At 72.8% G+C, this 24272-nt stretch carries 19 protein-coding genes and 4 pseudogenes; 5 read left to right on the forward strand and 18 right to left on the reverse strand.

The features are described from left to right. Positions 1 to 31 precede the first annotated feature (31 nt). Together ACH4PY_RS32985 and ACH4PY_RS32990 are read right to left on the reverse strand one after the other, a co-directional pair. A pseudogene (locus ACH4PY_RS32985) lies at positions 32 to 214 on the reverse strand (IS5/IS1182 family transposase); the annotation flags it as partial. Further along, on the reverse strand, positions 195 to 3188 hold the full coding sequence (locus ACH4PY_RS32990; protein WP_398191582.1) for a helix-turn-helix transcriptional regulator: 2994 nt from the start codon (positions 3186 to 3188) through the stop codon (positions 195 to 197). The gene ACH4PY_RS32990 and the pseudogene ACH4PY_RS32985, both read right to left, overlap by 20 nt. A 316-nt stretch (positions 3189 to 3504) precedes the next feature. Here ACH4PY_RS32990 and ACH4PY_RS32995 point away from each other — a divergent pair, with 316 nt between their 5' ends. Then, complete coding sequence (locus ACH4PY_RS32995; protein WP_398191585.1) at positions 3505 to 3939, forward strand: hypothetical protein; 435 nt, start codon at positions 3505 to 3507, stop codon at positions 3937 to 3939. Between the two features lie 281 nt (positions 3940 to 4220). On the opposite strand, the pseudogene ACH4PY_RS33000 reads toward ACH4PY_RS32995, so the two are convergent. From ACH4PY_RS33000 to ACH4PY_RS33015, 4 genes and pseudogenes are all read right to left on the reverse strand, one after another. After that, positions 4221 to 4322: pseudogene (locus tag ACH4PY_RS33000) on the reverse strand (plasmid stabilization protein); the annotation flags it as partial. Positions 4323 to 4334: 12 nt separating this feature from the next. After that, complete coding sequence (locus ACH4PY_RS33005; protein WP_398184068.1) at positions 4335 to 5045, reverse strand: HAD family hydrolase; 711 nt, start codon at positions 5043 to 5045, stop codon at positions 4335 to 4337. Positions 5046 to 5101: 56 nt separating this feature from the next. Further along, positions 5102 to 5455 carry a glutamate-cysteine ligase family protein gene (locus ACH4PY_RS33010; RefSeq protein ID WP_398191588.1) on the reverse strand — a complete coding sequence of 118 codons (354 nt, stop codon included), beginning with the start codon at positions 5453 to 5455 and terminating at the stop codon, positions 5102 to 5104. A 57-nt stretch (positions 5456 to 5512) separates the two neighbouring features. Next, positions 5513 to 6991, reverse strand: coding sequence for an aminotransferase class I/II-fold pyridoxal phosphate-dependent enzyme (locus tag ACH4PY_RS33015; RefSeq protein ID WP_398191591.1), 1479 nt, complete (start codon positions 6989 to 6991; stop codon positions 5513 to 5515). Positions 6992 to 7135: 144 nt separating this feature from the next. Between ACH4PY_RS33015 and ACH4PY_RS33020 the strand changes: the two are divergent. Further along, positions 7136 to 7426, forward strand: a pseudogene (locus ACH4PY_RS33020) (SDR family NAD(P)-dependent oxidoreductase); the annotation flags it as partial. 248 nt (positions 7427 to 7674) lie between these two features. Here ACH4PY_RS33020 and ACH4PY_RS33025 read toward each other — a convergent pair. After that, positions 7675 to 8988: an MFS transporter gene (locus tag ACH4PY_RS33025; protein WP_398191594.1), complete on the reverse strand. Its 1314-nt coding sequence runs from the start codon at positions 8986 to 8988 to the stop codon at positions 7675 to 7677. A 74-nt stretch (positions 8989 to 9062) separates the two neighbouring features. On the opposite strand from ACH4PY_RS33025, the gene ACH4PY_RS33030 reads away from it, so the two are divergent. Beyond that, positions 9063 to 9971 carry a winged helix-turn-helix transcriptional regulator gene (locus tag ACH4PY_RS33030; protein ID WP_398191596.1) on the forward strand — a complete coding sequence of 303 codons (909 nt, stop codon included), beginning with the start codon at positions 9063 to 9065 and terminating at the stop codon, positions 9969 to 9971. A 638-nt stretch (positions 9972 to 10609) separates the two neighbouring features. On the opposite strand, the gene ACH4PY_RS33035 is transcribed toward ACH4PY_RS33030, so the two are convergent. The 4 genes and pseudogenes from ACH4PY_RS33035 to ACH4PY_RS33050 all read right to left on the reverse strand — a co-directional run bounded on the left by ACH4PY_RS33035 (position 10610) and on the right by ACH4PY_RS33050 (position 13928). Continuing rightward, positions 10610 to 11599 carry a MerR family transcriptional regulator gene (locus tag ACH4PY_RS33035; protein WP_398191599.1) on the reverse strand — a complete coding sequence of 330 codons (990 nt, stop codon included), beginning with the start codon at positions 11597 to 11599 and terminating at the stop codon, positions 10610 to 10612. Next, the gene (locus tag ACH4PY_RS33040) at positions 11503 to 11979 is read right to left on the reverse strand and encodes a cysteine hydrolase family protein (protein ID WP_398191602.1); all 477 of its coding nucleotides are present in this window, start codon (positions 11977 to 11979) and stop codon (positions 11503 to 11505) included. The genes ACH4PY_RS33035 and ACH4PY_RS33040 overlap by 97 nt, the downstream gene beginning before the upstream one ends. Positions 11980 to 12175: 196 nt before the next feature. Then, positions 12176 to 12598 (reverse strand): annotated as a pseudogene (locus ACH4PY_RS33045) (MFS transporter); the annotation flags it as partial. Between the two features lie 244 nt (positions 12599 to 12842). Then, on the reverse strand, positions 12843 to 13928 hold the full coding sequence (locus tag ACH4PY_RS33050; RefSeq protein WP_398191605.1) for a hypothetical protein: 1086 nt from the start codon (positions 13926 to 13928) through the stop codon (positions 12843 to 12845). Positions 13929 to 14026: 98 nt separating this feature from the next. Here ACH4PY_RS33050 and ACH4PY_RS33055 point away from each other — a divergent pair, with 98 nt between their 5' ends. Then, complete coding sequence (locus tag ACH4PY_RS33055) at positions 14027 to 14959, forward strand: LLM class flavin-dependent oxidoreductase (protein ID WP_398191608.1); 933 nt, start codon at positions 14027 to 14029, stop codon at positions 14957 to 14959. Between the two features lie 130 nt (positions 14960 to 15089). Here the strand turns inward: ACH4PY_RS33055 and ACH4PY_RS33060 are convergent, their stop codons facing one another. Continuing rightward, a complete protein-coding gene (locus ACH4PY_RS33060; protein ID WP_398191611.1) occupies positions 15090 to 16019 on the reverse strand; it encodes an NADP-dependent oxidoreductase in 930 nt (309 codons plus the stop codon). Between the two features lie 64 nt (positions 16020 to 16083). On the opposite strand from ACH4PY_RS33060, the gene ACH4PY_RS33065 reads away from it, so the two are divergent. After that, positions 16084 to 16494 (forward strand): winged helix-turn-helix transcriptional regulator, encoded by a 411-nt coding sequence (locus ACH4PY_RS33065; RefSeq protein WP_398191614.1) that lies wholly within the window; start codon positions 16084 to 16086, stop codon positions 16492 to 16494. A 28-nt stretch (positions 16495 to 16522) separates the two neighbouring features. Here the strand turns inward: ACH4PY_RS33065 and ACH4PY_RS33070 are convergent, their stop codons facing one another. The 6 genes from ACH4PY_RS33070 to ACH4PY_RS33095 form a co-directional block, all read right to left on the reverse strand. Next, positions 16523 to 17077, reverse strand: coding sequence for a hypothetical protein (locus ACH4PY_RS33070; protein ID WP_398191617.1), 555 nt, complete (start codon positions 17075 to 17077; stop codon positions 16523 to 16525). Next, positions 17074 to 17928 (reverse strand): alpha/beta hydrolase, encoded by an 855-nt coding sequence (locus ACH4PY_RS33075; protein ID WP_398191619.1) that lies wholly within the window; start codon positions 17926 to 17928, stop codon positions 17074 to 17076. The genes ACH4PY_RS33070 and ACH4PY_RS33075 overlap by 4 nt, the downstream gene beginning before the upstream one ends. 195 nt (positions 17929 to 18123) lie before the next feature. Then, entirely contained in the window at positions 18124 to 19599 is a 1476-nt protein-coding gene (locus tag ACH4PY_RS33080; protein WP_398191622.1) for an MFS transporter, read from the reverse strand. Between the two features lie 301 nt (positions 19600 to 19900). Continuing rightward, positions 19901 to 20068 (reverse strand): hypothetical protein, encoded by a 168-nt coding sequence (locus tag ACH4PY_RS33085; RefSeq protein ID WP_398191625.1) that lies wholly within the window; start codon positions 20066 to 20068, stop codon positions 19901 to 19903. A 25-nt stretch (positions 20069 to 20093) separates the two neighbouring features. Beyond that, a complete protein-coding gene (locus ACH4PY_RS33090; RefSeq protein WP_398191628.1) occupies positions 20094 to 20450 on the reverse strand; it encodes a PRC-barrel domain-containing protein in 357 nt (118 codons plus the stop codon). 232 nt (positions 20451 to 20682) lie between these two features. Then, positions 20683 to 23466 carry a lectin gene (locus ACH4PY_RS33095; RefSeq protein ID WP_398191631.1) on the reverse strand — a complete coding sequence of 928 codons (2784 nt, stop codon included), beginning with the start codon at positions 23464 to 23466 and terminating at the stop codon, positions 20683 to 20685. Positions 23467 to 24272 lie beyond the last annotated feature (806 nt).

Consider the following 24272-nt stretch of genomic DNA (forward strand, 5'->3'; position numbering starts at 1 on the left):
TTCGTTCGGAACACCGGTCGGACCAGCGGCTGCCGCGGCGGAGTCGGTGGCCGCGCCGGTCGGACCGGACGGGGGTGACCGCCCTGACGCTGCGTCTGCGGAGGTGGTCGCGGATGGGGCGGGAGGAGTGGGCCTCGTCGGCCAGGACCACGTCCGGCCGGGTACGGGGATCGCTCGACTGATGTGCGGCCGGATCAGCTGTCAGCGGTCGTCCCGGGCTTGAGCAGACCCTCGCGGTAGGCGATGGCCACGGCCTCGGTCCGGCCCGTGGCGCCCAGCTTGGCGAGGATGTTGGAGACGTGGACGCTCGCTGTCTTCCCGCTGATGAACAGCTCCTCGCCGATCTGCCGGTTGCTGCGCCCTCGGCCGAGCAGCCGCAGGACCTCGCTCTCCCGGGGGGTCAGCGCGGCGATGCGCTCCGCGGCCGCCGGAGCGTCCGCAAGGCGGCCGCGCCTGATCAGGGAGTCCACCGCCTCGCGCAGCGGAACCGCGCCCAGCCGCACAGCGGTGTCCCGGGCCGCGTAGGCCTGTTCGGCTGCCTCGGTACGGCGATCGGCGGTGAGGAGGGCTTCCGCCAGCCTCCAACGGCACCGGGCCAGCTCGTACGGATCGTCGTAGCCGAACGCCGTCACGGCCCGGTCCCAGGCGTCCACCTCCGGTCCGGTGGCGGCGCGCGCCCCCTCGGCCTCGGCGCGGGCCAGCCACGCCAGTCCTTCGGGGCCCTGCCTGGTGCCGTCCTCGCCCTGGGCGGCTGTGGTCCGGGCCAGCTCCACCAGCTCGTCGGCGGTTTTCGCCCAGAGTCCGGCTGCCACGGTGTCGGCGGTCAGGCGGGACTCCTGCGCCGCGTCGGCGACCGCCGCCAGTGCGAGCGCCGCGAGCCGCACCACCACGTCGGGCCGCTCGGAACCCGAGGCGTCCATGAGCGCCTCGACGGACGCGCGCATCTGCCGGACGGAGCCGTCGGCATCGCCGCGCAGCGCGGCGCTGTCGGTCAGCACGACACTCGCGACGAGTGTCGACATCCAGTCGAAGGGGCGGTCGAGCAGCGCCTGGGCGCCCGTGACGGCCGCGTCGTACTCACCGCGGGCGAGGGCCACGTACAGCGCGGGTCCGGTCGCGAACCCGCCTGCGACCGGGAGGATTTCGGCGTCGGCGGCGGCCGCTCGCGCGCACTCGTCCCAGCGGCCGAGCGTGTAGAGCAGCAGCGACCGCAGGTAGCGCAGTTCCAGGGCGTACGGGGAGGAGTGGAGGCCGGCCCGGGTGGCGCGTTCGAGGCCGTCGCCGATCCAGGTCAGGCTGTCGTCCAGGTCACCGGATTCGTAGCAGCCGATGGCCAGGTTGAACAGGGCGCGCATCTCCACCGAGAAGTTCCCGGCGGCGCGGGCCAGTTCACGCGCGCGGCGCAGCCGGTCCCGGCCTTCGGGGGTCCGGCGGTTGTGCGCCTCCATGCCGACCAGGGAGATCATCACGTCGGCACGGGCGTCGCCGAGCCGGAGCAGTTCGGCACTCTCCAGCGCCTGCCGGGCGACCTGCTCGGCGTCCTCGTGCCGCCCCACGTACCGTGCGGCCATGACATGGGTCGCGGCCGCCCATACCCAGGTGGACGAGGGCGGCTCCGCCGGGATGAGCGCGAGCGCCTCACTGCTGTAGGTGAAGGCGTCGGCCAGGCTGTCGACGCGCATGAGATCGCCCGCGAGTGTGTAGCGCACTCGCGCGGCCAGTTCGGAGTCGGTGTTCGCGCCGGCCCGCCCGAGCGCCGAGCGGGTGAGCTGGACGGCACGATGGGGTTCACCGGCGCGGGCGGCGGCGGCCGAGGCGCGCAGCGTGAGGGTGATGGCGTCGAAGGTCCCGGGGCGATCGGACGCGTCAACCGCCGCCCACAGCTCGAGGGCGGACTCCAGGTGGCGCAGCTCCGCGGCGGGCGCGCCCACACGCTGCGCGTGGTCGGCGGCCTCGAGGGAGGCGGCCAGCGCGTCGGCCGGGTCGTGGCTCTCTCGTGAGTGGTGAGCACGTTCCGCCGCGCTCTCCGCCGATCGGCCCTCTCCCGCCAGGAGCCGGGCGAACACCCCGTGCAGCCGCACCCGTTCGCCGGGCAGCAGGTCCTCGTACACGGCCTCGCGGGTGAGGGCGTGCCGGAACGAGTACGTCGCGTCGTCACCGGGAACCAGCAGCTGGCGTCCGACCGCCTCGCGCAGCGCCGACTCCAGCTCCTCCTGTGGCAGTTGTACGGCGTCACGCAGCAGGTCGTGCCGGACGCGGCGCCCCGCCACGGCCGCGGTGCGGAGCACCTGCTGCGCTGTCTCGGAGAGCTGCTCGAGCCGGATGAGCAACACGTCGGCCAAGCCGCCCAGGCCTCCCACCCCCCTGGGCATCGCGGTGGAGGCGGGGCCGTCGTTGCCGGGCATCGCGGCCAGCAACTCCTCGGCGTAGAAGGCATTCCCCTCGGCGCGGCGGACGATACTGCGCACCGTGCTGTCGGAGACGGGGCCGGTGCGCAGCGCCTGGACGAGCCGCGCCACGTCAGCGTCCGGCATCGGCCGCAGCTCGAGCCGGTCGACGGCGTGCAGCCGGACCAGCTCGGCGAGCAGCGGCCGCAGCGGGTGACGGCGGTGCAGGTCGTCCGCGCGGTAGGAGGCGAAGACGGCGAGGCGGCGAGGCGGGCCGCCGGGGAAGGGCCGCTGGAGGATGCCCCGGCTGAGCAGGAAGCGGAGCAGATCCCGGGAGGACTGATCCGCCCAGTGCAGGTCTTCCAGGACGAGCAGGAGCGGGGCCAGGTCCGCGAGGTCCGCGAGGAGTCCGGTGACACCCTCGAAGAGCTGGAGGAGGTTGCCGGGGTCGGGCGCGCCGCCGGTGCCGTGAGCCGCGCCGGTCAGGCGGTCCACGGCCGGGTGCGCGGCGAAGACCGGGGCGAACCGGTCGTCGGCGGCGGCCGCGCCGAGGATCTCCGTGAACGGGAGATAGGGCAGACCCACGTCACCGAGGTCCACGCAGTGGCCGGTCAGGACGGTCATGCCGGCGGCGGTCGCGTGCGTGGCGGCCTCCGTCAGCATGCGGGTCTTGCCGACACCGGCGTCCCCGGACAGCAGGACGGCGCGCGGATCGCCGGCCGAGGCCCGCTTCAGCACGTCGGTGAGCCGGGAGAGCTCGTCCTCCCGGCCGATGAACGGCGTACCGAATGTCTGTTCCACGTCCCCATCCTGGCACGTGCCGCCGACAACGCCCGTCTGCCGCCCGCTCCCCGGACCGGGGCGCGGGCGGGAGCGACGACGCCGGACGTCCGCGGCGCTACCGGAGCCGGTCCTCAGGCCCCGCCGGGGTGAGCTGGCGCATGTTCGCCCGCGTCCGTCGGCGTGCGGGCAGCGGGGCGTCCGGGTCCGGGTGTGGGCGGGCTTCGTGGGGTGGCGGAACGGGCCCGCGGGATCGCGGTCGTGCTCGGTGACGAAGGAGAGCTTGCAGGACTTGTCCGGCCGATCATGGTTGGGGGCTGTCGGGCATGATGCCCGGGTGAGCACCATCGTGGAGTTCTTCGTCGCGCCGGACGACGCGTCAGCGAGCCTGACCCTCCGGACGGGGCCGGGACGGGCATTCGAGCCGCTCTCCTTCGGCAACTTCGACCCCGAAGAGGCCGTGGTCGAGTGGGAATGCCTCCTGACCGGCGGCGACTTCGAGGATCTCGTCGAGGCCGGTGAGCCGCGCACCGTCGCCGGCCAGGACGACGACGGATGCGCCGTCCTCGCGATCTCGCCTCGCCTGTCCACCGCGCTCGCGGATGCCACGCACTCCAGGTTGAGCGATGTCGCCGCCTCGTGGACGCGGCTGCGCGCGGAGGACGGCGAGGTCATCGACACGGAGATCGCCGACGCGATCGTGAGCGGTCTGGCTGCTCTCGTCAGCAGCGCCCGGCGCCAGAACCGGAGCGTTTACTGCCGGGTCGCGTAGGAGCTCGCGTCCGGAGCCAGATCGCGACGGCCACGGCGGTGGCCGTACGCGCCGGGCTCAGCGCGCTCCACGGCGATACCGCGCTCTCCCTCCACTCCCCCACCGGGCCCCGGAAAAACGGCGTCCGGAGGACGCGCTGGGAGACGGCAAGGCAGCCAGACGGCCGGCCGGGCGACGTCGGCGTCCGTGCCGCGCAGCAGGTGTCCGGCGAAGGCCCCCACAGGTTCACGGCGCGGGAGGCGGCCTCGCTGCGCGGCCGAGCACGGCGCACACGCGTGGCGCTGGTCACGGGCCGGGCCCTGCGCCCGGCTGTGCGAGTGCTGCCCGCCGCGCTGGGAGGCGGACTTGGGGTCGCGGGTGGAGGTTCGGCTCGGCGGGCGGGACGGGCTCGCCGGTCAGCCGGGGCTCTTCCCCGCGGCGAGCGCGCCGATCGGGCTGTCGTCGAGCCGTTCGAGCAGGTCGGCGGGCGAGCGGTAGACGCGGGCGGCACCGGCCTCCAGCAGCTCCTCACGGGAGTAGCCGCCGCCGGTGAGCACACCGAGGCCGGTGACCCCGGCCTTCCCCGCGGACTGCAGGTCCCACACCGCGTCCCCGACGAACACCGCCCGCCCGGGGGCGACGTCCGCCCGCTCCAGCGCCCGCCGCACCACGTCGGGCGCGGGCTTGCCCGCCTCGACGTCGTCGGAGGTCGTCACGGCATGCACGGCGTCCCCGGCACCCAGCGCACCGACCATCACCTCCGCCTCCCTCCCGGACGCCGACGACGCCAGGACAACCCGCAGCCCACGGGCCGCACAGGCCCGCACCAGGTCGGCGGCACCCTCCAGCGGAGCCAGCCGCGACCAGAACTGCGCGTAGACCGCGTCGTGCGCGCCCTTGAGCCCGGCGTCGCCCCCACGGTCACGGTCCCCGCCCACCAGGGTGTCGAGCAGATGCGTACCGTCCATCCCGACCGCCCGCTGGATATCGGTCATCGCGACCGTCCGCCCGCTCTGGCGCAACGCCTCCCACCAGGCGACGGTGTGCAACGGGACAGTGTCCATCAGCGTGCCGTCGACGTCGAAGAGCACGGCCGCGTAGCGGCCGTCCTGCCCGCTGCCCGTCATACGCACCTCCTCAAACGGTGCCCGCGGTGGCGGCCCCACCACTCCCTCCCCGCCGACTACCCGATACGGAAGAACACATTCCAGCCGCTCACCCCGGCCGAGACACCCAGCCGGGCCGTCCCCCTCGCGGTCACCCGGCACCCGCACGCGTACGTCGCGTCGGCCAGCGCCCGGCGCAGCCGGGAGAGCCGGCCGGTCACCTCGTCCAGGCCCGTGCACACCGGCGTGGCGACCTCGACGAGCGCCTGGAGCAGTTCGTTGCCCACATCCACCTCGTCGCCGCCCGGCACGGGCTCGTGCGGGGCGGCTGCCCGTACCGCGCCGACCCGCGGTGCGGGCAGCCCGGTGTCCGCGTCGAGCAGGACGTACTCCTCCTCGACCCCGAGCGTCGCTGCGACAGCGGGCCTCACGTCCCTCGGACACCCCGCAGGAACCGGAGGTCGCCGCGGGGTGCGGGCGCCCCGCCCTCAGTCGGCCCCGCTGCCCGCCACGGACACCCGCACGGTCCGCAGCGAGGGGTCGGCGGCGTCCGGCACGACCATGCCCGCGGCGACACCGGACTCCAGGTATGTGAGGACCTCCGCGTTCAGCCGCTCGCCGGGGAGCGCGGCGGGAATGCCCGGCGGGTACGGGGTGAGCATCTCGGCGGCGATCCGGCCCGCCGCCTTCGACCTGGGCACCTGTTCGACCGGCCCGAAGAACGCGTCCCGCGGCAGCACGGCCTGCTCCAGGCGCAGTTCGGCAGGGCTCGGCAGCGCCACGCGCGGGGCGGGCCGCAGCTCCCCGGCGCGGGCGGCCAGGTCGCGCAGGGCGCCGACCAGTCGGTCCGCGGTGGATTCGTTGTCGGCGTGGGTGAGCTGGGCGCTGGTCCGGCGGTGGTCGGACACGTGCAGGTTGATCCGGTGGTGGGCGCGGAGCCAGTCGGCGGCGGCGTACCCGCTGGTGCCGAGGGCCGTGAAATCCACGAAGACCTGGAGGGTGTCCAGGTCGGCGGCGCGGCCGGGGCCGCAGAAGTCGGCGCGGCCGTTGACTTGGAGTCCGTCGAGGGCGGCGATCCTGGCCCGGGTGCGGTCGGCGAGGGCGAGCGCGTGGTCGTACAGCTCGCGGCCGTGCTCGACCATCTGGCGGCGCCAGCCGTCGAGCCCGGCGTGGAGGAGCACCGAGGGGCTGGTGCTGCCGAGCAGGTCGGCGCGCGCAGCGAGGGTCTGCGGGGTGATCCTGCCGCCCTGGAGGTGGAAGACGGAGCCCTGCTCCAGACCGGACCCCATCTTGTGCACGGAGGTGACGCAGACGTCGGCGCCCGCGTCCATCGCCCAGGTGGGCAGGTCGGGGTGGAAGGGAAGGTGCGCTCCCCACGCCTCGTCCACGACGCACGGCAGCCCCCGGGCGTGCGCGACCTCCACGATGCCGCCGAGGTCGGCGCAGGCGCCGTACGGGGTCGGGCTGGTGACGAGGAGGCCGCGGGCGTCGGGATGCTCGGCGAGGCGGGCGGCGTAGGACTCCGGGCTCGGCGGGTGGGCCAGATGGCGCTCGGCGTCCCACGTCGGGTCCACCCAGACGGGACGGATACCGGCGAGGATCAGTCCGGCGACGACGGACTTGTGGGCGTCGCGGCTGACCAGCAGTTTCTCGTGCGGTCCGGCCACAGCGAGCATCGCGGCCTTCACCGACAGCGAGCTGCCGCAGGTCGAGAAGAACGTGTGCTCGGCGCCCACCGCGTCGGCCATCAGCTCCTGCGCCCGCTCCAGCACCCGGCCGGTGGAGCGCCGGTCGTCGAGCCCCGCCACCGCCAGCACGTCGGCTGCGAAGACCGCCTCGCCCAGCACCTCCCGCACCCGCGGATCGGCGCCGCGGCCCTGCTTGTGGCCCGGCGGGGTGAAAGGCAGCTGCCCTTCGCGGTGGTAGGCCGCGAGGGCGTCGAGGACGGGCGCCACGGAATGGTCCATAGCGGGCGAATGCCCCAGACCACGGTGCGGTACGCCCCACGGCCCCCGGATGGCGGGGCGGCCGCATGCCGGGCTCGCCGCGGGGTGACCGCATTCGCGCACGGAAGGAGACGCGCGGCCATGGGCGACGGCTCGAAAGAGCGGATGGCCGGGCGGGCGCGTGCACGGCGGCAGACGGTGGTCGTCACCGGCGCGAGCGGCGGCAGCGGACGCGCGGTGGCGAGGGAGTTCGCGCGACGCGGGGCCCGTATCGGGCTGCTGGCGCGCGGACGGGCCGGGCTGGAGGCGGCAGCGGCGGAGGTGCGGGAGTTGGGCCGCGAAGCGCTCGTGGTGCCCACCCACGTGGCCGACCACCAGGCCGTGGCCGCGGCGGCGGACGCGGTGGAGGAGGCGTTCGGGCCGACGGACGTGTGGGTGAACGTGGCTTTCACCTCCGACGCCAGAGGACCGCGCCGACGGGCCGGAGGGCTGGGCCACAGCGTCACCCCCAGCCCCCGCGAGCTGGGCGGGCTTCCCGAGGTCCGTGTGGCGGCTCCCGGCGTCGGCGGAGCGGCAACCGTCCTCGCTCGCCGAGCTAGGCCGCTGCATTGCCGCCGAACAGACGAACGACTCAGCCTCCTGCGGCACCAGCCACCTCAGACGTCGCTGATCGCGCCGCCCCGTCCCGGTCGCGGGCGGCGCGGTCAGCCCGCGTCCTCCAGGCGGCGCACCCCGCGCAGCGGACCGGCCAGCAGGACACCCGGGGCGACGAAGGCGAGGGCGCAGACCAGCCACAGCGCCCCGCGGGTACCGCACGCGACGGATGCGGCCCCGGCTGTCAGGGCTCCGAAGGGGATGGCACCCCAGGACACGAACCGCACGGTGGCCATCACCCGTGGCAGGAGGTCCGGCGGTGTCGTGGTCTGGCGATGAGTGCGGGTCAGGATGCTCAGCACCACCGTGCCGGCGCCGAAGACCGCGTTGCCCGCAGCGAACAGCAGCAGACCCGGACCGCTGCCGGCCAGCGGCATCAGCAGCGCCGCGCACGCCGACGTGCCGCACGCCAGCAGCAGCGCCCGGGCGCTGCCGGCCCGTGCCGCCAGCCGCGGTGCCATGGCCGCGCCGGCAAGACCGCCCACTCCTTCCGCGGCCATCAGCACGCCCACCACCGCGGAGGGGGCGTGCAGGGTGCGCACCAGGAATACCGGGGTGAGCGCGGTGAGCCCCCCGCAGACGAAGTTGACGGAGGTCGCCACCGCGGCGCACGGCCCCACCGCCCGGTGCCGGACGACGTAGCGCCAGCCCTCCCGGATCAGCGCGACGGTCGACGGCCCGGCCCCGGGCACGGCGCCGGAGCCGGGCCCGCCGCGTCGGGGCAGTGTCCGCAGCAGGGCCGCCGAGGCGAGGTAGCTGACGGTGTCGACCACCAGGGTCGCCGCCGCGCCGAGGGCCTGCACGAGCACTCCGCCCAGCGACGGCCCGGCCAACTGGGTCACCGAGACGGTACCGGAGAGCAGGCTGTTGCGGGCCGTCAGCTCCTCCTTGGTGACGACCGACGGCAGGAACGTCGCGTTGCCCACGTCGAAGACGACGCTCGCCAGTCCCACCAGCAGTGCGACAACGATGAGTTGCCCCAGCGACAGGACCCCGCACGCGGCGGCCGGCGGCACCGAGCCGATCGCCGCTGCCCGCAGCAGGTCCATGGCCACCTGGGTCTCCCGCAGCGGCAGCCGGTGCACCAGCACGCCGGCCGGAAGGCCGATCAGGATCCACGCGGCGAAGCCCGCCGCCGTGATCAGGCTGACCTGGAAAGCGTCCGCTCCGAGCACACCGACCGCGAGGAGCGGCAGCGCCACGGTGGTGACCGCGTCACCGGCGCCGCTGATCGCCGAGGCGGTCCAGTACCGCCAGAAGACGGCCGCGCTCCGGCGCCGCCGGGCTCTGTCACCGCGGTGGCCGCCCGCGGCCGCCGGCCCCCCACCGGCGCTCTGGTGGTCCTGTGTCACCGGCCCGGACATCGCCAGCCCCCTAGTGAGTCTCTAATGAAGACTCACTAGAGGGGGTGCGTGGACGCCGGTGGCAAGCTGGGAGCATGCGCAACCCGAGAGACGTCGACCCGCACTGTTCCATCGCTCAGGCGCTCGCGGTCGTCGGCGACTGGTGGACGCTGCTGATCGTGCGTGACATCGCGGGCGGCACGCACAACTTCGACGCGCTGCGCACCGGGCTCGGCATCAGCCGCAAGGTGCTCTCCGAGCGGCTGACCGCCCTTGTCGGTGACGGCGTCCTGGAAAAACGGCTCTACCAGGCGCACCCCCCGCGCCACGCCTACCACCTCACCCCGACCGGTAAGGGCCTGCTCCCGGTCCTGGTCGCGCTCCAGGACTGGGGCGGCCGGTACGTGATGGGCGACGGCACGCTCACCGCGACCACCCCCGTCGACTCCGTCGAGGCCCGCCGGGTGCACGAACTGGTCGGCAGCCGGTTGCCCGCCTTGGCGCTGCCGGCCGCGCCCGGCCCCGGCACTCCCGCCGAACTCGACCCGGTGGGGGAAACGGCGTGGACCGTGCTCTACTGCTTCCCCGGTGCCTACGCGCCCGGCGCCGCGGGCCACCCGCCCGGCTGGGGTGACATCCCCGGCGCCCCGGGCTGCACCCTGGAGTCGTGCGCCTACCGCGACCGGCTGCCGGAGTTCGCCGCCCGCGGCGCCCGTGTCCACGGCGTCAGCACCCAGCGACCGGACGAGCTGGCCGCTTTCGCCGAGCACGCCCGCATCCGGTTCCCCCTGCTGTCCGACGCCGCCCTGCAACTGACGGCGTCGCTGCGGCTGCCGACCTTCCGGGCCGCCGGCACGGACCGCCTCAAACGCCTGACGCTGCTGCTGGACAGGGACCGCACGGTACGCGGTGTGCTCTACCCCGTCCCCGACCCCACCGGCTCCGTGGCCGACGCCCTGGCCCTGATCGACCACGTCACGGCAACCGATCCCGGACGGCCTTGAACCAACCGTCACCTGACGTTTCTCCGTGGCGAGGGGCACTCATGCTGTGCGGGCCTGCCGAGGCGTCCGGATCTCACGGGTGGAAGGCGACCTCCGGGTTGCCGGGGGTCGGTCCGTCGAGGACCGGTCGGTCCAGGCCCTTCAGATGGAGGTCGAAGAAGGCCGCCACGTACTCACGGGTGACTGGAGCGCCCGGGAAGCGGTGACCGTCCGGCCGTCGGCGGGCAGGGCGGGAACGGCCGCCGCGCCACCGGCCGAGTGGCCGGCCAAGCCGATCCGGGCCGGGGCCGGACCGCCGGTGCCCGCAAGCGCCGGGTAGTACAGCGACACCATCAGCCGGCGCGGGCCCGACGCCCGTACCCACGGGCCGGGCCGCTGCTGGTCGACCAGCTCCAGGATCTGCCGTCCGACGGCGTACGGCCCGCCGGGCCGCGGGAGTTCGGCCCGGGACGAGGCCGGCGCGACGGCCGTCGGCGCGACGGCTGTCGCGGACGGGACGGTGACGGACGCCGGCAGGGCGATCAGCAGGCTGCCAGTACCGCGGCGCGACGAGTCCTCTTCATGGGTGTGACGAGCCTTCGGTGCGGGGAAGTCGACGGGTGCTCAGTGGTGCAGGGGCGGTGCCGGGCCGCGGACGGTCAACGGTCCGCGCTGCTTACGGATGCGCCTGGAGGGAGCGGATGCGGCGCTGCCGCGTGTATCCGCGCGCGTACGGCGTCAGCGGCCCAGGCAAGCACGGGCGCCAGGTCGTCGGGGGCGGGCCAGCCGTTGATCACCGCGAGCAGCTGGAGGTGCCGGTCCCGGCGCGGTTCGTGCGCGTCCTCCAGCCGGCGCAGCAGCCGGCCGCGCAGCGCGGCTTCGTCGCGGCGGTCGCACAGGTGCGCGTACTGGACGGTGAGCGCCGCCACGACCGGGTCGGCGTCGCGGGCGGCCGGTTCGACCCCCGCCAGGACGGCCGGTGTGACCAGGTCACGGACGGTCGCGGTGAAGTCGCGGTGCGGGCCTGCGGCGCCGCTGCGTGCCCGGTCGGCCGCAAAGTCCTGCGCCATGCGCCGCACACCGGCCCGGAAGTCCGGGTCGAGGGCCAGTTCGGCCCATTCCACCCAGGCCCGGGCCTGCTTCGCCCCAAGGTCGTCCGCCGGTCGGGGGGTCATCGAGCGCATGGCACCGGCGAGTGCGGGATCGCCGTCCAGGCCGTCGAAGACCGCGTGCAGGAAGTCTTCGACGAGTTGCCGTCTCCCCTGTTCGGAAAGCCTGGCGAGCTGGTGCATGACATCGGCCTCCTCGGCAGTGAGCCCGCGCTCGGCCACCACGGTGAGCACGGCGTGTTGCAGGTGCAGAACGCGGATCCGTACCGCCAGGGCCCGCGCGTGCGCCGCGGCCGCCCCCACGAGCGGCACCTCCCGCTCGACGACTTGGCGGACGGTGGGCAGATCCAGCCCCAACTCCCGCAAGGCCCCGACCAGTTGCAGACGGGTGACGGCATCGGTGTCGTACTGGCGGTAGCCGGCCGGGCTACGGCCTGCCGGTGTCACGATCCCGCGATCGGAGTAGAACCGGACGGTCTTGACCGTGAGACCGGTCCGTCGGGCCAGCTCTCCGATCGAATAGCGCGTTTCGCCTTCCATGGCGCCACCCTGCCGTCTCCCACCGGGGGAGACTCAACCGGCCCGGAGCAGTGCACGCAGTCCTGCGGTGTCGATGATGTGGGCACGTGAGGGAAGACGCGGTGGAGCAGGACGTCGTGGACTTCGGTGTCCGGGTCGGTGACGCCGTCGGACAGGACACAGAGCCGGTAGTCGCGGTCGGCCGCGTCCGTGACGGTGGACAGGACGACTCCGCTGGTAGCGATGCCGGGGACGACCAGAGTGGTGATGTTCCGCTTGCGTAGCTGCCGGTCGAGGTCGGTGGTGGACATGGCTCCGTGCCGGACCTTGCGCACGACGATGTCGTCGGCCTGGGGAGCAAGCCGCTCGTGGACGGCGGCGGCCGCGTCCTCGTGGTGCATGACACGGTGTCGGTCCAGGGGGGGCGAAGGACGTGTTGGCGGCCGGGACCGCGTCCCAGCCGGCCTCGGTGAAGCCGGCACGTACGTAGGCAATGGTGCCGCCGTGTGCGCGGACGTCGGCGACAGCCCCTTCCACCGTGCCGAGCAGGGTGTTCCGGGTGGACCGGTTGCGAACTTCAGCTGCGGGTCGCGGTCTACCGTCGAGCAGGGCGTCCGCGCGGACAGAACGCCTGGCGGTTGTCCGCGGCGCTTCTTCCTGGCCGCGGATGGCGGTGATGCCCAGCGCTGAGAGCAGGTAGCTGAGCGCGTCGGCCACCACGGTGGTCACCGGCCCGAACAGCCCGATCGCCGCCCCGCCCAGCGGTGGCCCCACCGCGATGGAACTCCAGTTCGTGGACTCGAACCGCGCGTTGGCCACCAGAAGATCACCCGGCCGCACGAGGCCTTTGAGGTAGGCGCCGCCGGCCGCGTTGAAAGCGATCTTCGCAGCGGCGACCACGGCCGAGACCACGAGCAACTGGACGAAACCGAGCCGCCCGAAGGCATAGGCGACAGGTGTCGTCGCCACGGCCGCGAACCGGACCACTTCCATCGTGATCACGACCGGGCGCTTGCGCCTTTGGTAGGCAGGACAACCGCTGGTCAAACAACCGGGCTACCTCAAATCCACAACTGTCAGTTGTTCATCGAGGTGAGCCGGCATGGATCGATAAGCAGCACGCACCTTCGTCGCTTTTGCAGAAGCGGGCCATTTCCAGAAAGCCGCCACGTTCTGGTCAGTCGCAGCTGGTGTGCGTAGTCGAGCGCCTGGCCCGACCGGTGGTCACCTCGAAGAAGCTCATGGTTCGTACGGGGAGCGGCGGTTACCGGACATCGTCGGCAGGCACCAGAGCCCGGCCGAAGTCGGCACGCGCCTGGTCGAGGACCGAGAGCGCGGGGCCGCCGGGACCGAGCCACTCGGCCAGATCCGATGCCTCGACGAGCGTGCGCCCGGCAGCGACGTGCGTCACAGTCCATTGTGAAAGGTCCGCGACCCGGTCCAGGTGCTCGTCCGTGAGCAGCTGCATGCCGTGGACGTCGGGAACCAACCGGCCCCACAGGTCCGCGTGCGTGTACAGCGCGTTGGCCGGAATCCCCTCCCGCAGCGGCGGCAGGGCACGGCCGCGTGCGTCCCAGCCGTATGCCCGGCGCGGCGTCGGCGCCACGAACGCGTAGTGCGCATGCTCCGCCTCGGCGAGGATCGCCGCGCGGGCCCGGTCGACCGCAGCTGCCAGGGACGCGGACGCATCATGGGTCTGGTACATGGCCTGGCCGTCCGAGCCGATCTCAGCCATCGCCGCCCGCGACGCGAGCCCGTCCGCGTACAGCACCGCACCGGACGAAGCCACCTGCAGCATGGAGGCCAGGTGCACCGACACCTCGCCGGTGGTGTCGAGCTGACTCATCCCGCTACTGCCGACGTAGGCGTCCCCTCCGGCCTCGGCCGCCCAACGCACCGCCCGCCCGGCCCAGCCCGACCTACCGGCACCGTCCAGCCCGGACAACTTCCCCAGTGCGACGTACGCGGTCATCATCGGATCAGGCGAATCCCAGGCAGGCAACCGGACGGTCTTCGTGGCCCGCAGCTCACCCGACAGCCCACCCACCCGCACCCGATCGCCGAACGCCGCGAGCCAGGTGTGCAGCGCCTCCTCACTCCAGATCGACCCCAGCCGCACAGAGAAACCCGCAAGGCTTGCTGTCAGCAAGGACCCCCAGATGGAGTCCGGCGCCGCCTCATTGGCCAGGTCATTGGCCTCGTTCGTCGCCTGGCGCACCACCTCGACAAACGCCGCCGCACCACCACCGTCGTCCGGAGCGAATTCCACCCGGACCTCATCGAAGCCGTTCGTCTCCAACGCATTGAAAATGCTGTCGAGATCGACACGGACGCCGTCACGGTTCGCCATGCCGTCAGAGTATGGCCAACGCCCCCCGTGCCCGGCCACGACGGTGCTCGCGTTCCGCGACACTGTCGGGACTCAACAGTCCGAATTAGGCTCCTCCTATGACACCTCCGGCACTGTCCGTTCAGGCCCAGCCCCGGGACGCCGCCTCCTGGCTCGCGCTGGCCCGGCACCTGGAGGCAGTCGGGTACGACGCGCTGCTGACGGCCGACCATCCCGGCTCCGCCGCCTCCCCCTTCGTGGCGCTGGCGGCCGCCGCCGCGGTGACCGAACGGCTCGGTCTCGGCTCCTACGTGTCGCAGGCAGGCGTGCGCGAGCCGCTGCTGCTCGCGTCGGACGTGGCCACCCTCGACGTGGTGTCCGGCGGACGTGCGCGTCTGGCGCTGGGCGCGGGTCACACCCCGGCCGAGTGGTCCATGCTGGGGACGCGCCGCCCCGACGTCGCGGGCCGCGTCCGGCGTTTCCAGGACGTGGCGATGGCGTGCCGCGCGCTTCTCGCAGGTGAGACGGTCAGCCTGGAAGGCCCTGACGTGCGGTCCGACCAGGCGCGGCTGGTCGCTCCCCGTCCCGTGCAGCGCCGGGTTCCCTTCACCTTCGGAGGCGGCAACACAGCCCTGCTGCGCTGGGCCGGAGCGCACGCGGACGTGGTCGGGCTGAGTGGACTGGGACGGACCCTGCCGGACGGGCACATGCACGAGGTGCGCTGGCGCGGTGCGGACATCGACCGTCAGGTCGACCTCATCGAGCAGGGGGCTGCCGAGCGCGAGAGCGCCCCGGCCCGGGAAGCACTCGTGCAGATGGTGGAGATCACCGACGACGCCGAGGCGGCGGCACACGAGATCGGCGCTCGCCTGCACTGCGACGCGGCGACCGTCCTCGGCTCCCCCTACGCGTGGATCGGTACGGTCGAGGAGATCGCGTCCGCGTTGGCCCGTCACGAGAGCCGCTGGGGCATCACCCGCTATGTCGTCCGCGAGCCGCACGTGGAAGCGGCCGACGCGGTCCGCGCGCACCTCGCGCGCACGTCGCCGTAAATCTCGACGCGCCACGGGCCGGTACGACACCCTGCCGCCGGTCGGGGAGCCGGCTGAGCTTCCTCGCTCCGGACGGGAGGCACCGGTCACCGCGTGTCCCCCGCCCCCGTCCGCCGTGCGGCGGATCGGCTCAGGGTACGAGGACGAGCTTTCCCAGTACGCGTCCGCTCTCGCTCAGTTCGTGTGCGCGTGCGGCTTCGGTGAGGGGGAGGGTTTCGAGGACGGTGGCGGACAGGGTGCCCCGGTCGGCCAGTTCCGCGAGCCGGGCGAGGGAGTCGGGGGTCGGTTCGAGGGAGAGTTCGGCGAACCGGAGCCCGGCGGCCGCCGCCTGCTCCTTGACCGGTGTGCGGTCGACGCCGACGCCCACGACGTCGACGAGGATGCCGCCCGGGGCGAGTGTGGCGAGGGATCTCGGGCCGTAGTCGTTGCTGACGGTGTCGAGTACGACGTCCACGTTCCGCAGGGAGGCGAAGTCGGTCCGCGTGTAGTCGACGAGTTCGTCCACCCCGAGGTCGCGCAGGTAGGGGTGTTTCGCCGTTCTCGCGGTGGCGATGACGTGGGCGCCGTGGGCCTTGGCGATCTGCACGGCCAGGTGTCCCACGCCGCCGGCCGCTCCGTGCACGAGGACGCGCTGGCCCGCGTGGATCTGTGCGATGTCCACCAGGGCGCCGAGCGCGGTCAGTCCCGCGATGGGCAGTGCCGCGGTGTGCGCGTGGTCGACGGTCGGCGGTTTGGCGGCGACGGAGGTCTCGGGCACCGCCACGTACTGCGCGTGGCTGCCGTGCGGCGGGGTCGTCCATCCGAACACCTCGTCCCCGGCCGTGAACCGGCGTACGTCCGCGCCGCGTTCCACGACGACACCGCTGAACTCGTGTCCCAGGGTGAAGGGCGGATCGCCGAACCACCGTACGTGGCCGGCGCGGACCTTCCAGTCGGCCGGGCAGAAGCCCGTGGCTTCGACGCGCACCAGCACCTGGCCCGATGCGGGGCGGGGAACGTCGACCTCGGCGATTTCCAACACCTCGGGGCCGCCGAGGGAACGCTGAATGACTGCTCGCATGCGTTGATCATCACCCGGTCGGTATCTTCTGTACAGTAGGCACCCTCTCGGAAGGTGGTACCCATTGGAAACCGATGACGCCGCGGAAGCCACCTGGTCGGTGCCCTCCGTCGCCTGCCCCACCGGCACCGTGATCGCGGTGCTCGCCAACAAGTGGGTCCTCTACGCGCTGGGAGCGCTGCGGCAGAACGCGGGGCCCATGCGATTCAACGAACTCAGCCGCAGCGTGCCGGGCGTCACGCAGAAGATGCTGACCCAGACCCTGCGCACGCTGGAGCGGGACGGGCTGGTCGTCCGCAAGGTCTTCCCCACCGTTCCGCCGCGCGTGGAGTACGACCTGACACCGCTCGGCTGCCAGGCGGGGCTGCTGAGCGCGTCCATCGGACAGTGGGCGGACACCCACGTCGGCCAGATCCTCGACGCCCGGCTGGCGTTCGACGCCCGGACCGCCACCGCGCCGGGCCCGGTCGGCTGAACGGGGGCCCGACGGCGAGAGGGCGGACTCATCGCAGTCCTTCCGTCCCGGATTCCCCGCCGCGAGGGGAGCCGTGCAGGGCGGGGACGATGCGCCAGTCGCGCTGGAAGACGAGGTTGTGGAGGTCGGCAGCCACGACGGCACGCAGGGTCGGCACCAGTTCGGCGGCCTGCTGCGGGGTGGAGACGTTGAGCGGCCACTCGCCGACAGTCGCGCCGCGAAGGTGGGGGTGGTGGAAGCCGGCGCCGTAGTGGGCGTGCAGGGTCAGGGAGGTGATACCGGCCCGCAGTTGCTCGGGCCAGCAGAGCGACCAGGCGGCGAAGCTTCCGCCGTGCCCGTCCTGGCGGAGGCCGGTGGCGTGCAGGGTCCCGCTGCCGAGCAGCAGGTGGGCGTCGAACTCGGCGAGGACCTGGCGGGCGGGCGCGTCCATGAGCCGGACGGCGGCGCGGAAGGCACCGTCCTTGCCGGTCCTGTCCCGGTGCCCGGCGTGGGTGCCCTCGCGCAGATCGGTGAAGTGGCGCAGGAGGGCGTCCAGCGGGGCGGGGGACGCGGGAGGTTCGGCGGGGGAAACGGTCGAGGTCATCGGACGTCGTTCCTTTCGGACGGTGGTGTGCAGAGCTCGCGGGGCAGGTCGCGCAGGGTGCGGGCGAGGAGCGGCAGCAGGGTCCCGGTCGGGCGCAGGAGGTCGGCGTGCCCGGTGCCGGGCGGGTGGAGGAGGTGGACGGGGACGTCGGCGTCGCGCAGGATCCGCGCGTAGCGGAGGGTGTCGCCGCTGACGGGATCGAGGTCGCCGGCCGCCAGGACGGCCGGGGCGAGTCCGCGGTGGCCCGCTGCGCCGAAGGGCGTGGAGTGCAGGACGGTGCCGTCGGCGGCGAGGGCGGTGGCTGCCGTCCCGCGGTGGGCGTGCCAGGCGCGGCGCAGCGCGGCCGCGGTCGGGAAGGCCCGGGGGTCGCGCCGGTGGCTCGGCGCCCGGCAGCCGGGGTCGAGCGGAGGGTAGGCCAGGACCTGGGCGTCGAGCCGGCCGCCGCGGTCACGGACGGCGAGTGCGGCGCAGGCCGCGAGGGTGGCCCCCGAGCTGTCGCCGCCGACCGCCAGCGGCGAGCCCGAGGCGTCGCTGCGCAGACGGGTCCACTCCAGGGCCGTCAGGAGGTCTTCGAGGGGGGCGGGGTGCCGGTGGCGCGGTGCGAGCCGGTAGTCGACGCTCACCACGGTCCAGCCGGACAGGACGGCGAGGCGGGCGGTCACGTCGTGCCACTGCGCGACCGATCCGTACTGCCAGCTGCCGCCGTGGGCCCACACCAGGAAGCCGTTGGGCGCTGCGTGGCCGGAGCCGGGGCGGAACACGCGGGCGCTGACGGCGGGGTCGCCGGGGATCACGAGGTCGGACCAGGTCGCCCCGGCGGCGGGGCGGGCCGGGCGGAGTGCGGGAGACATGGGGGGCTCCTTTCGTACGGGAACGGCCGGGGCGGCAGAACCGGGGAAGGACGCGATGGTGCGTACCGGCGCGCGGTACGGGCGGCGGCGGAGGGTGCGGCGGTGGTCACCTCGGGACGGGCAGGGCGGCCCGACAGGTGCGGTCCGCCCCGCCCGTCCCGCGTCCGGCCGGGGACCGGTCCGGGGCCCCCGGGCTCACACGGCGGACCCGGCCCGCGGGGCGGCCTTGCGGGCGTGCAGGAAGCCCGCGGCGAGGACGACCCCGAGCAGGACGAGGGCGGCGTTGACGGCGATGGCGACGGTGACACCGTGGTGGATCGCCGAGGCGGTGGCGGCGCCGCCCCCGGCCGCGGTGACGACGGCGGACATGATCGGCGTGCCCATGGTGATGCCGACCTGCTGGGACATGGACGCCAGTCCGGTGGCCAGACCCTGTTCGGCGTCCGGGAGGCCGCTGGTGGCGGTCACCATGAAGCCGACGATGACGAGCATGTTGCCGATGCCGCCGAGGAACGTGGCGGGCAGCAGTACGCCCAGGGCCGTGCCGGTGGAGGTGCCCAGGAAGAGCAGCACGGCCGTGGCGGCCGCCTGGAGCAGCCCTCCGGCGACGAGCGCGGTCGACGTGGAGGTGCGGGCGATGACCTTCGCGGCGAGGAGCCCGCCGACGACCGTACCCGCGCCGAGCACGCCGAAGGTCACACCGGCCTGGAGCGGCGAGAAGCCGAGGGTGTCCTGGAGGTAGAGGGTCAGCAGGTACACCAGCGACGTCTCGGTCACGAAGGCCAGCAGGCCGAACACGTTGCCCCAGGCCACGTTGCGGCGGCCGAGCACGGCGGGCGGCACCAGCGGCTGGGCGACCTTCCGTTCGATCAGGAAGAACACGGCCAGCAGCGCCAGGCCCGCGGTCAGGCCGGACAGCGCCGGGGCGCCGGTCCACCCTCGCGCACCGGCCTGGGTGAGCCCGTAGACGAGCGCGAGCAGACCGCCCGTCACGGTGAGGGCGCCCGGCAGGTCGAGCCGGGGACGCTCGGCGGGCCTGGACTCCTTGATGACGGCCGGGGCGACGAGGACGACGGCGAGCGCGACCGGCACGTTGACGAAGAAGGCCCACCGCCACGACAGCAGGTCCGTCAGAGCGCCGCCGAGAATGGCTCCGGCGGTGAAGCCCGCCGACATCAGGGCGCCGCTCGCCCCCAGCGCCCTCTGCCGCAGCGGCCCTTCGGGGAAGGCCGTGGTCAGCAGCGACAGCCCGGCCGGGGTCGCGGCGGCGGTGGCCAGACCCTGGGCGACGCGGGCTGCCAGGAGGACCCCCGGGCCGGTGGCGAGTCCGCCGAGCAGGGACGACAGCCCCAGCAGGGCGATGCTGCCGATGAACATCTTCTTACGGCCGATCAGGTCGCCGATGCGGCCGAAGAAGAGCGTGAACCCGGCGGCGGACAGGGCGAACGCGGTGGCGATCCACTGCAGGTTCGACAGGGAGAAGCCGAGCCCGTCGCCGATCGCCGGCAGCGCGACGTTCAGGATCGAGAAGTCGACGGCGAGCATGAACTGGGCGACCAGCAGCACCCCGAGGACAAGCTTCAGCCGGCCGGTGAGCTGCTCGGCGCCGGCGGCGGCACCGGGCTCCGGGCGGGTTGCGGTGGGCCGCGACTCCGTATTTGTGGTGGACATGACACACATCCCTTTCGACTCCGCTGCACGGAGGGGGCGTTGGAACGAGGGACACCGACAGACCCCAGTTAATGGGTCCGTCGTCCCGTTACACCCAGAAAGGTAGCACGGGATCACCACTAAAGGCACTCTGGTTCCGATTACTTGAGGCCCGGTACAGCGGCGCCACGGGCACCGCAAACGGCCACGGCGTCACGGCCCGGCCCGGCTACCCCGTTCGCGGGCGCCCGCGAACTCCGCCGACAGGACAGGGCACCGGCGGAGACCGGGCGGTGCCGTGCCGTGCTCCCTCGCCGTGCGGTCAGCGCACGGGACGCCTTCCCGAGCGCCGCCAGCGCAGCGCGAGATAGGCGATGTCGGCCGCGAACAACACGATGCCGATGACCAGCAGGAAGGCCAGGCCGTGGGCGACAGCCCCGACAAGGCCCAGCACGATGGCGACGATGACCAGCGCCAGGAAGAGAACCACGGCGTACTCCCTGTCCGTGCGACGCTCAGCGGCGTGCGAGCTGTCGCTCGCCGGCGGCGCCGACGTGGTAGGCGATGTCATAGTGGGCGAAGATCGCGGCTTCGTCCTCGGCGGGCAGCACGTCGTCGGTGCCCATCGACGGGCTCTCCTTCACCAGCGCCCTGTCGTACGCGACCTTCACGTATCCCGGTCCGACGCTCGCACCGTCAAGGGGGACGAACACCAGCCGGTGTCGTGTGGGCAGGCCGATCTGCACAGTGGCCATCGCCGGCTCGTCCGTGCTGGTGTTCACGTAGACCGCCTCGAAGGTGCCGATCTTGTGCCCTGCGGGGTCCACGACGTCGTACGTGCGCCACTCGCGGATATCCGCCACCTGGATCATCCTTCGGCCCCCTCGCGCGTTCGGAATCGGCGACTGCTCTGCCCATCTACTGCCCCGGAGCGCTGTGCTCCACCAGATTGCGGCCATCCGGCCTATCAGCAGGGCGCAGGCGCGGCGCCGGACCGCCGGAGAGCGGAAGTGCTCCCGCCGTCCGGCCGTACGGCCGGACGGCGGGAGCCGAACCTGCTGGAGAAGGTGCGGGGAATGCCGCCCGGTCGCCGGGCGGACCGGCTCAGCTCGGCAGCTTCCAGTTCTGCGCGCCCGTGCCGTTGCAGCCGTAGATTTGCAGTTGTGTGCCGTTGGCGGTGGAGGAGTTCGGGACGTCCAGGCACAGCCCCGACTGCGGGTTGACCAGCGAACCGTTGGAGCCCGGCGTCCACTTCTGGGCGCCGCTGCCGTTGCAGGTCCACAACTGGACGGCCGTGCCGTTGGTGGTGCCGCTGTTGCTGACGTCCAGGCACTTGCCGAGCGTACGCAGCGACCCGTCGGCGGCGACGATCCAGTCCTGGGCGTAGGTGCTGTTGCAGCCGTAGATCTGGACGTGGGTGCCGTCGGAGGTTGAGGAGTTGGCGTCGTCCACGCACAGGTTCGTGCCGACGCCGGCCCCGATCGGGCCGATGCGGGGCGAGGCCGGTGCCGCGGTGTCGCCGGCGTAGGAGGGCGGGGCCGCCGAAGCGGCGCTTGCCCATGAGGTGTTGGCGCTGGTGCCGAGCGTGAAGCTCAACGTGCCGCCCGCGGTGACCGCCGTGGTGGGTGCGTAGGCGTTGTTCCGGGCCGCGCCGTTCCAGGTGGCCGACTGCACGTACGGTGCGTTGTCCGCGGCACCGTTGCCGTTGATCGTCAGCGACGCGCCGGACGGCAGCGAAATCACTGCCTGCGTGAACAGCGGTGAGCCGAGGGCGAGATCAGAGGTGCCCGGGGTCTCGGGGTACATGCCGAGCGCGGACCAGACGTACCACGCGCTCATCGTGCCCAGGTCGTCGTTGCCGTCGGCCAGGCCTCCGGGGGTGTCCGCCCAGATCTGGTCCTGGACCGCCCGCACCGTGCTCTGCGTCTTGTACGGCTCACCGATGTAGTCGTACTCCCACGGTAGTTCGATGCTCGGCTCGTTGCCCACCCACGCGTAGCCGTTGCCGCCGGTGAAGCTGCGCAGGGTGGTGTCGAGGTAGTCGTTCATGGCCTTGTTCCCGCCCTTGGCCCTGGCCAGGCCACCGACGTCGAACGGCACCATCCCGGTGTAGATCCAGGAGTCGGCCTCGACCATGTCGGTGCCGCTGGTCGGATCGAAACCGCCGGTCCAGGAGCCGCCGGCATTGCGCGGCTCGACGAAGCCGGAGGCCGGGTTGAGCACGTTGCGCCAGTCCTGCGCGCGGTTGGCGTAGGTCTTCTGGTCCGCGCTGTCGCCGAGCCGGCCGGCCAGCGCGGAGAGTGCGAAGTCAGCGGTGTCGTACTCCAGCGTGGTGGCCACGGGGCCGTAGAAGTTGCAGCAGCCGTAACTGCCGTCGTGCGGCATGTACCCGGGCGAGTTCAGGTAGTTCAGACCCGGCCGGTTGTTGTTGGCCTTGCTCGCCTCCGCGACCATGTCGGCCAGCGCGGTGGCGGTGTCGAACTTCGTGGCGCCGAAGGCATGGTAGTCCGCGAGGATGGCGTCCGCCGGGTCCCCGACCATCACGTACGACTCACCGTTGTTCTCCGACCACTTGGGGAACTGGCCGGTCTGCGCGTAGTCGTCGACCATCGACTGCGCGGTGTCCGAGGCGACCTGCGGAGCGACCAGCCCTTCGAGCTGGGCCTGCGAGCGGTAGATGTCCCAGCCCGAGTAGTTCGCGTAGGCGGCACTGTGGCCGGAGTCCACGGTGTGCGTCTTGCCGTCGAAGCCGTAGTACTGGCCGTTCGAGTCGCTGATCACGTTGGGATGCAGCAGCGAATGGTAGAGCGCGGTGTAGAAGGTCTGCTGCTGCGCCGCGGTACCGCCCGCGATCCGCACCTTTCCCAGCGCGGCGTTCCACGAGTTCTGCGCGGCGGTGCGGGTCGCGGCGAAGTCCCAACCGCTGTTCTCCGCGGTGCGGTTGGCGACCGCGTTGGCCACCGACACGTAGGAGACGCCGACCTTGGCCTGCACCACCGGGTTGGCAGTGGTGTCGAAGGTGACGTAGCCGTTCGAGGCGGCCGCCTGGGGTACCGCGCTTCCCGTCACGGACTTCGGCGTCGCGGCCTTCGGCATCTTTGCGTGCAGCACCGACTTGCTCGGATCGTCCACGGCGTTCCTCGACGCCGTGCCGGTAGTGACCCGCGGGGTCGCCGCCGGCTTGGCGATCGACGCGCCCTCGTTGGCGAACGGCTGGTCGAAGACCATGTCGAAGTACACGGTGTACGTGTTTCCGGCCCCGCAGAAGTGACCGCTGGTGACCTGACCGCTCACCTCGGTGCTGGACACCTTCGTGAACTGGGTGTTGGTGCCGCCGTACTGGCTGCCGGTGAGCTTGAAGATCAGGTTCGCCTGGGTGGACTTGGGGAACGTGAAGCGGGCCATGCCGCTCCGCGTGGTCGTGGTCAGCTCGGTGGTCACCTGGTTGTTGAGCGCGACCTCGTACGCGCCCGCGGAGGCCGACTCGTTGGCGTGCGAGAACGCGTCCGTCGCTCCGGTGTTCACCGCACCGACGGTCGGCAGCACCGGAATGTCGCCGGAGGCACCGCACCCGGGGCCCGCGATGTGGGTCAGGCTGAAGCCCGTGATCGAGGAGTCGTTGTACTCGTAGCCACCACCCGGTGGGCGCGAAGGCGTGTCCGGGCTCCACTGCACCATCCCGAAGGGCACGTCGGCGCCGGGGAAGTCGTTGGCCTGGTTGGTCGTCCCGACTAACGGGTTGACCAAGGTGGCCGGAGAGGTGACCGGAGCGGCCGCCGCCCTGGCGGCGGCCGTGGCCGGCGCACACATCCCGGCCACGGCCAGCGATGCGGCCGCGAGCACGCCGATCACATACGCTCCGGGGGATCTGGACAGTCGTGTCCTCACGAGATTTCTCCTCTGAGTGAGCGCTGACAACGTTGTCGGTCAGTGCGTACAGCAACGGCCGGAACCACAAGGGAAATTGACAACGTTGTCGGATCTGATGCGGGCCTGCGAAGCTGCTGACGTTCCGGCATCTGATGACTCCAAGAGCTCAGCGGTACGCGAGGGGCCGGTGAGTGGAGAGCACTGAGCGCGAAAGTACCGACTAGGCAGGGACACGTCAACCATTCGCACGTGTGGTCGGGCGCGGGTCACTGGGACCCTAGCGCCACGGCAGCGAAGCGCGGCGTTCGGAAGGCCGCTGCCCCGCGTCTCCATCCGGCTCCCGACACTGCGGTCCGCCCGGGAGAACCCTCCCGGGGACCCCGCCGCATCCACGGGGGCTTCTCGTCAACGGCATCCGGATCCCGCGCATCGACGCGGCCGCGGAACGGTGAATGCGGACCGGCGCACACGTACTTCCCCCCGTGCCCGGCTGTCCGCGTCACGGAGTAGGCGCGCGCCGCTGGGCCACGACAGGCCCGGCCGCGCGGCAGGCTCCAGGGCGGGTCCGCGAAGTCCCGGTGTCCGCCCGGAGGGCGGGGCGGACGGTGCCTGGGGCGTGCGATCGCACGGCGGAGGGTCGCCCTCGTCGTGGGCCTGCTCGGACGAGCCCGACAAGGCAGCGGGGGTGTGCGCCAAGCGCCGCCCGCCGGGCGGGACTTCGCGGACACGCCCTAGTCTTCTGAGTCAGGAATTCGCTTCAAATATCCGGCGAGGCGCTCGAGGATGTCGTCGGCGGTCTTGGTCCAGATGTAGGGCTTGGGGTC

Source organism: Streptomyces sp. NPDC021224 (assembly GCF_044332905.1).
In the GTDB taxonomy this organism is placed as follows: domain Bacteria; phylum Actinomycetota; class Actinomycetes; order Streptomycetales; family Streptomycetaceae; genus Actinacidiphila.

Coding starts and splice junctions, on each gene's coding strand:
- ACH4PY_RS33050 (WP_398191605.1), bottom strand. CDS start 13,928: ATGGCGAACCGTGACGGCGTCCGTGTCGATCTCGACAGCATTTTCAAT.
- ACH4PY_RS33030 (WP_398191596.1), top strand. CDS start 9,063: ATGCGCAACCCGAGAGACGTCGACCCGCACTGTTCCATCGCTCAGGCG.
- ACH4PY_RS33080 (WP_398191622.1), bottom strand. CDS start 19,599: ATGTCCACCACAAATACGGAGTCGCGGCCCACCGCAACCCGCCCGGAG.
- ACH4PY_RS33055 (WP_398191608.1), top strand. CDS start 14,027: ATGACACCTCCGGCACTGTCCGTTCAGGCCCAGCCCCGGGACGCCGCC.
- ACH4PY_RS33005 (WP_398184068.1), bottom strand. CDS start 5,045: ATGACGGGCAGCGGGCAGGACGGCCGCTACGCGGCCGTGCTCTTCGAC.
- ACH4PY_RS33075 (WP_398191619.1), bottom strand. CDS start 17,928: ATGTCTCCCGCACTCCGCCCGGCCCGCCCCGCCGCCGGGGCGACCTGG.
- ACH4PY_RS33025 (WP_398191594.1), bottom strand. CDS start 8,988: ATGTCCGGGCCGGTGACACAGGACCACCAGAGCGCCGGTGGGGGGCCG.
- ACH4PY_RS33090 (WP_398191628.1), bottom strand. CDS start 20,450: ATGATCCAGGTGGCGGATATCCGCGAGTGGCGCACGTACGACGTCGTG.
- ACH4PY_RS33040 (WP_398191602.1), bottom strand. CDS start 11,979: ATGCACCACGAGGACGCGGCCGCCGCCGTCCACGAGCGGCTTGCTCCC.
- ACH4PY_RS33070 (WP_398191617.1), bottom strand. CDS start 17,077: ATGACCTCGACCGTTTCCCCCGCCGAACCTCCCGCGTCCCCCGCCCCG.
- ACH4PY_RS33060 (WP_398191611.1), bottom strand. CDS start 16,019: ATGCGAGCAGTCATTCAGCGTTCCCTCGGCGGCCCCGAGGTGTTGGAA.
- ACH4PY_RS33035 (WP_398191599.1), bottom strand. CDS start 11,599: ATGGAAGGCGAAACGCGCTATTCGATCGGAGAGCTGGCCCGACGGACC.
- ACH4PY_RS33015 (WP_398191591.1), bottom strand. CDS start 6,991: ATGGACCATTCCGTGGCGCCCGTCCTCGACGCCCTCGCGGCCTACCAC.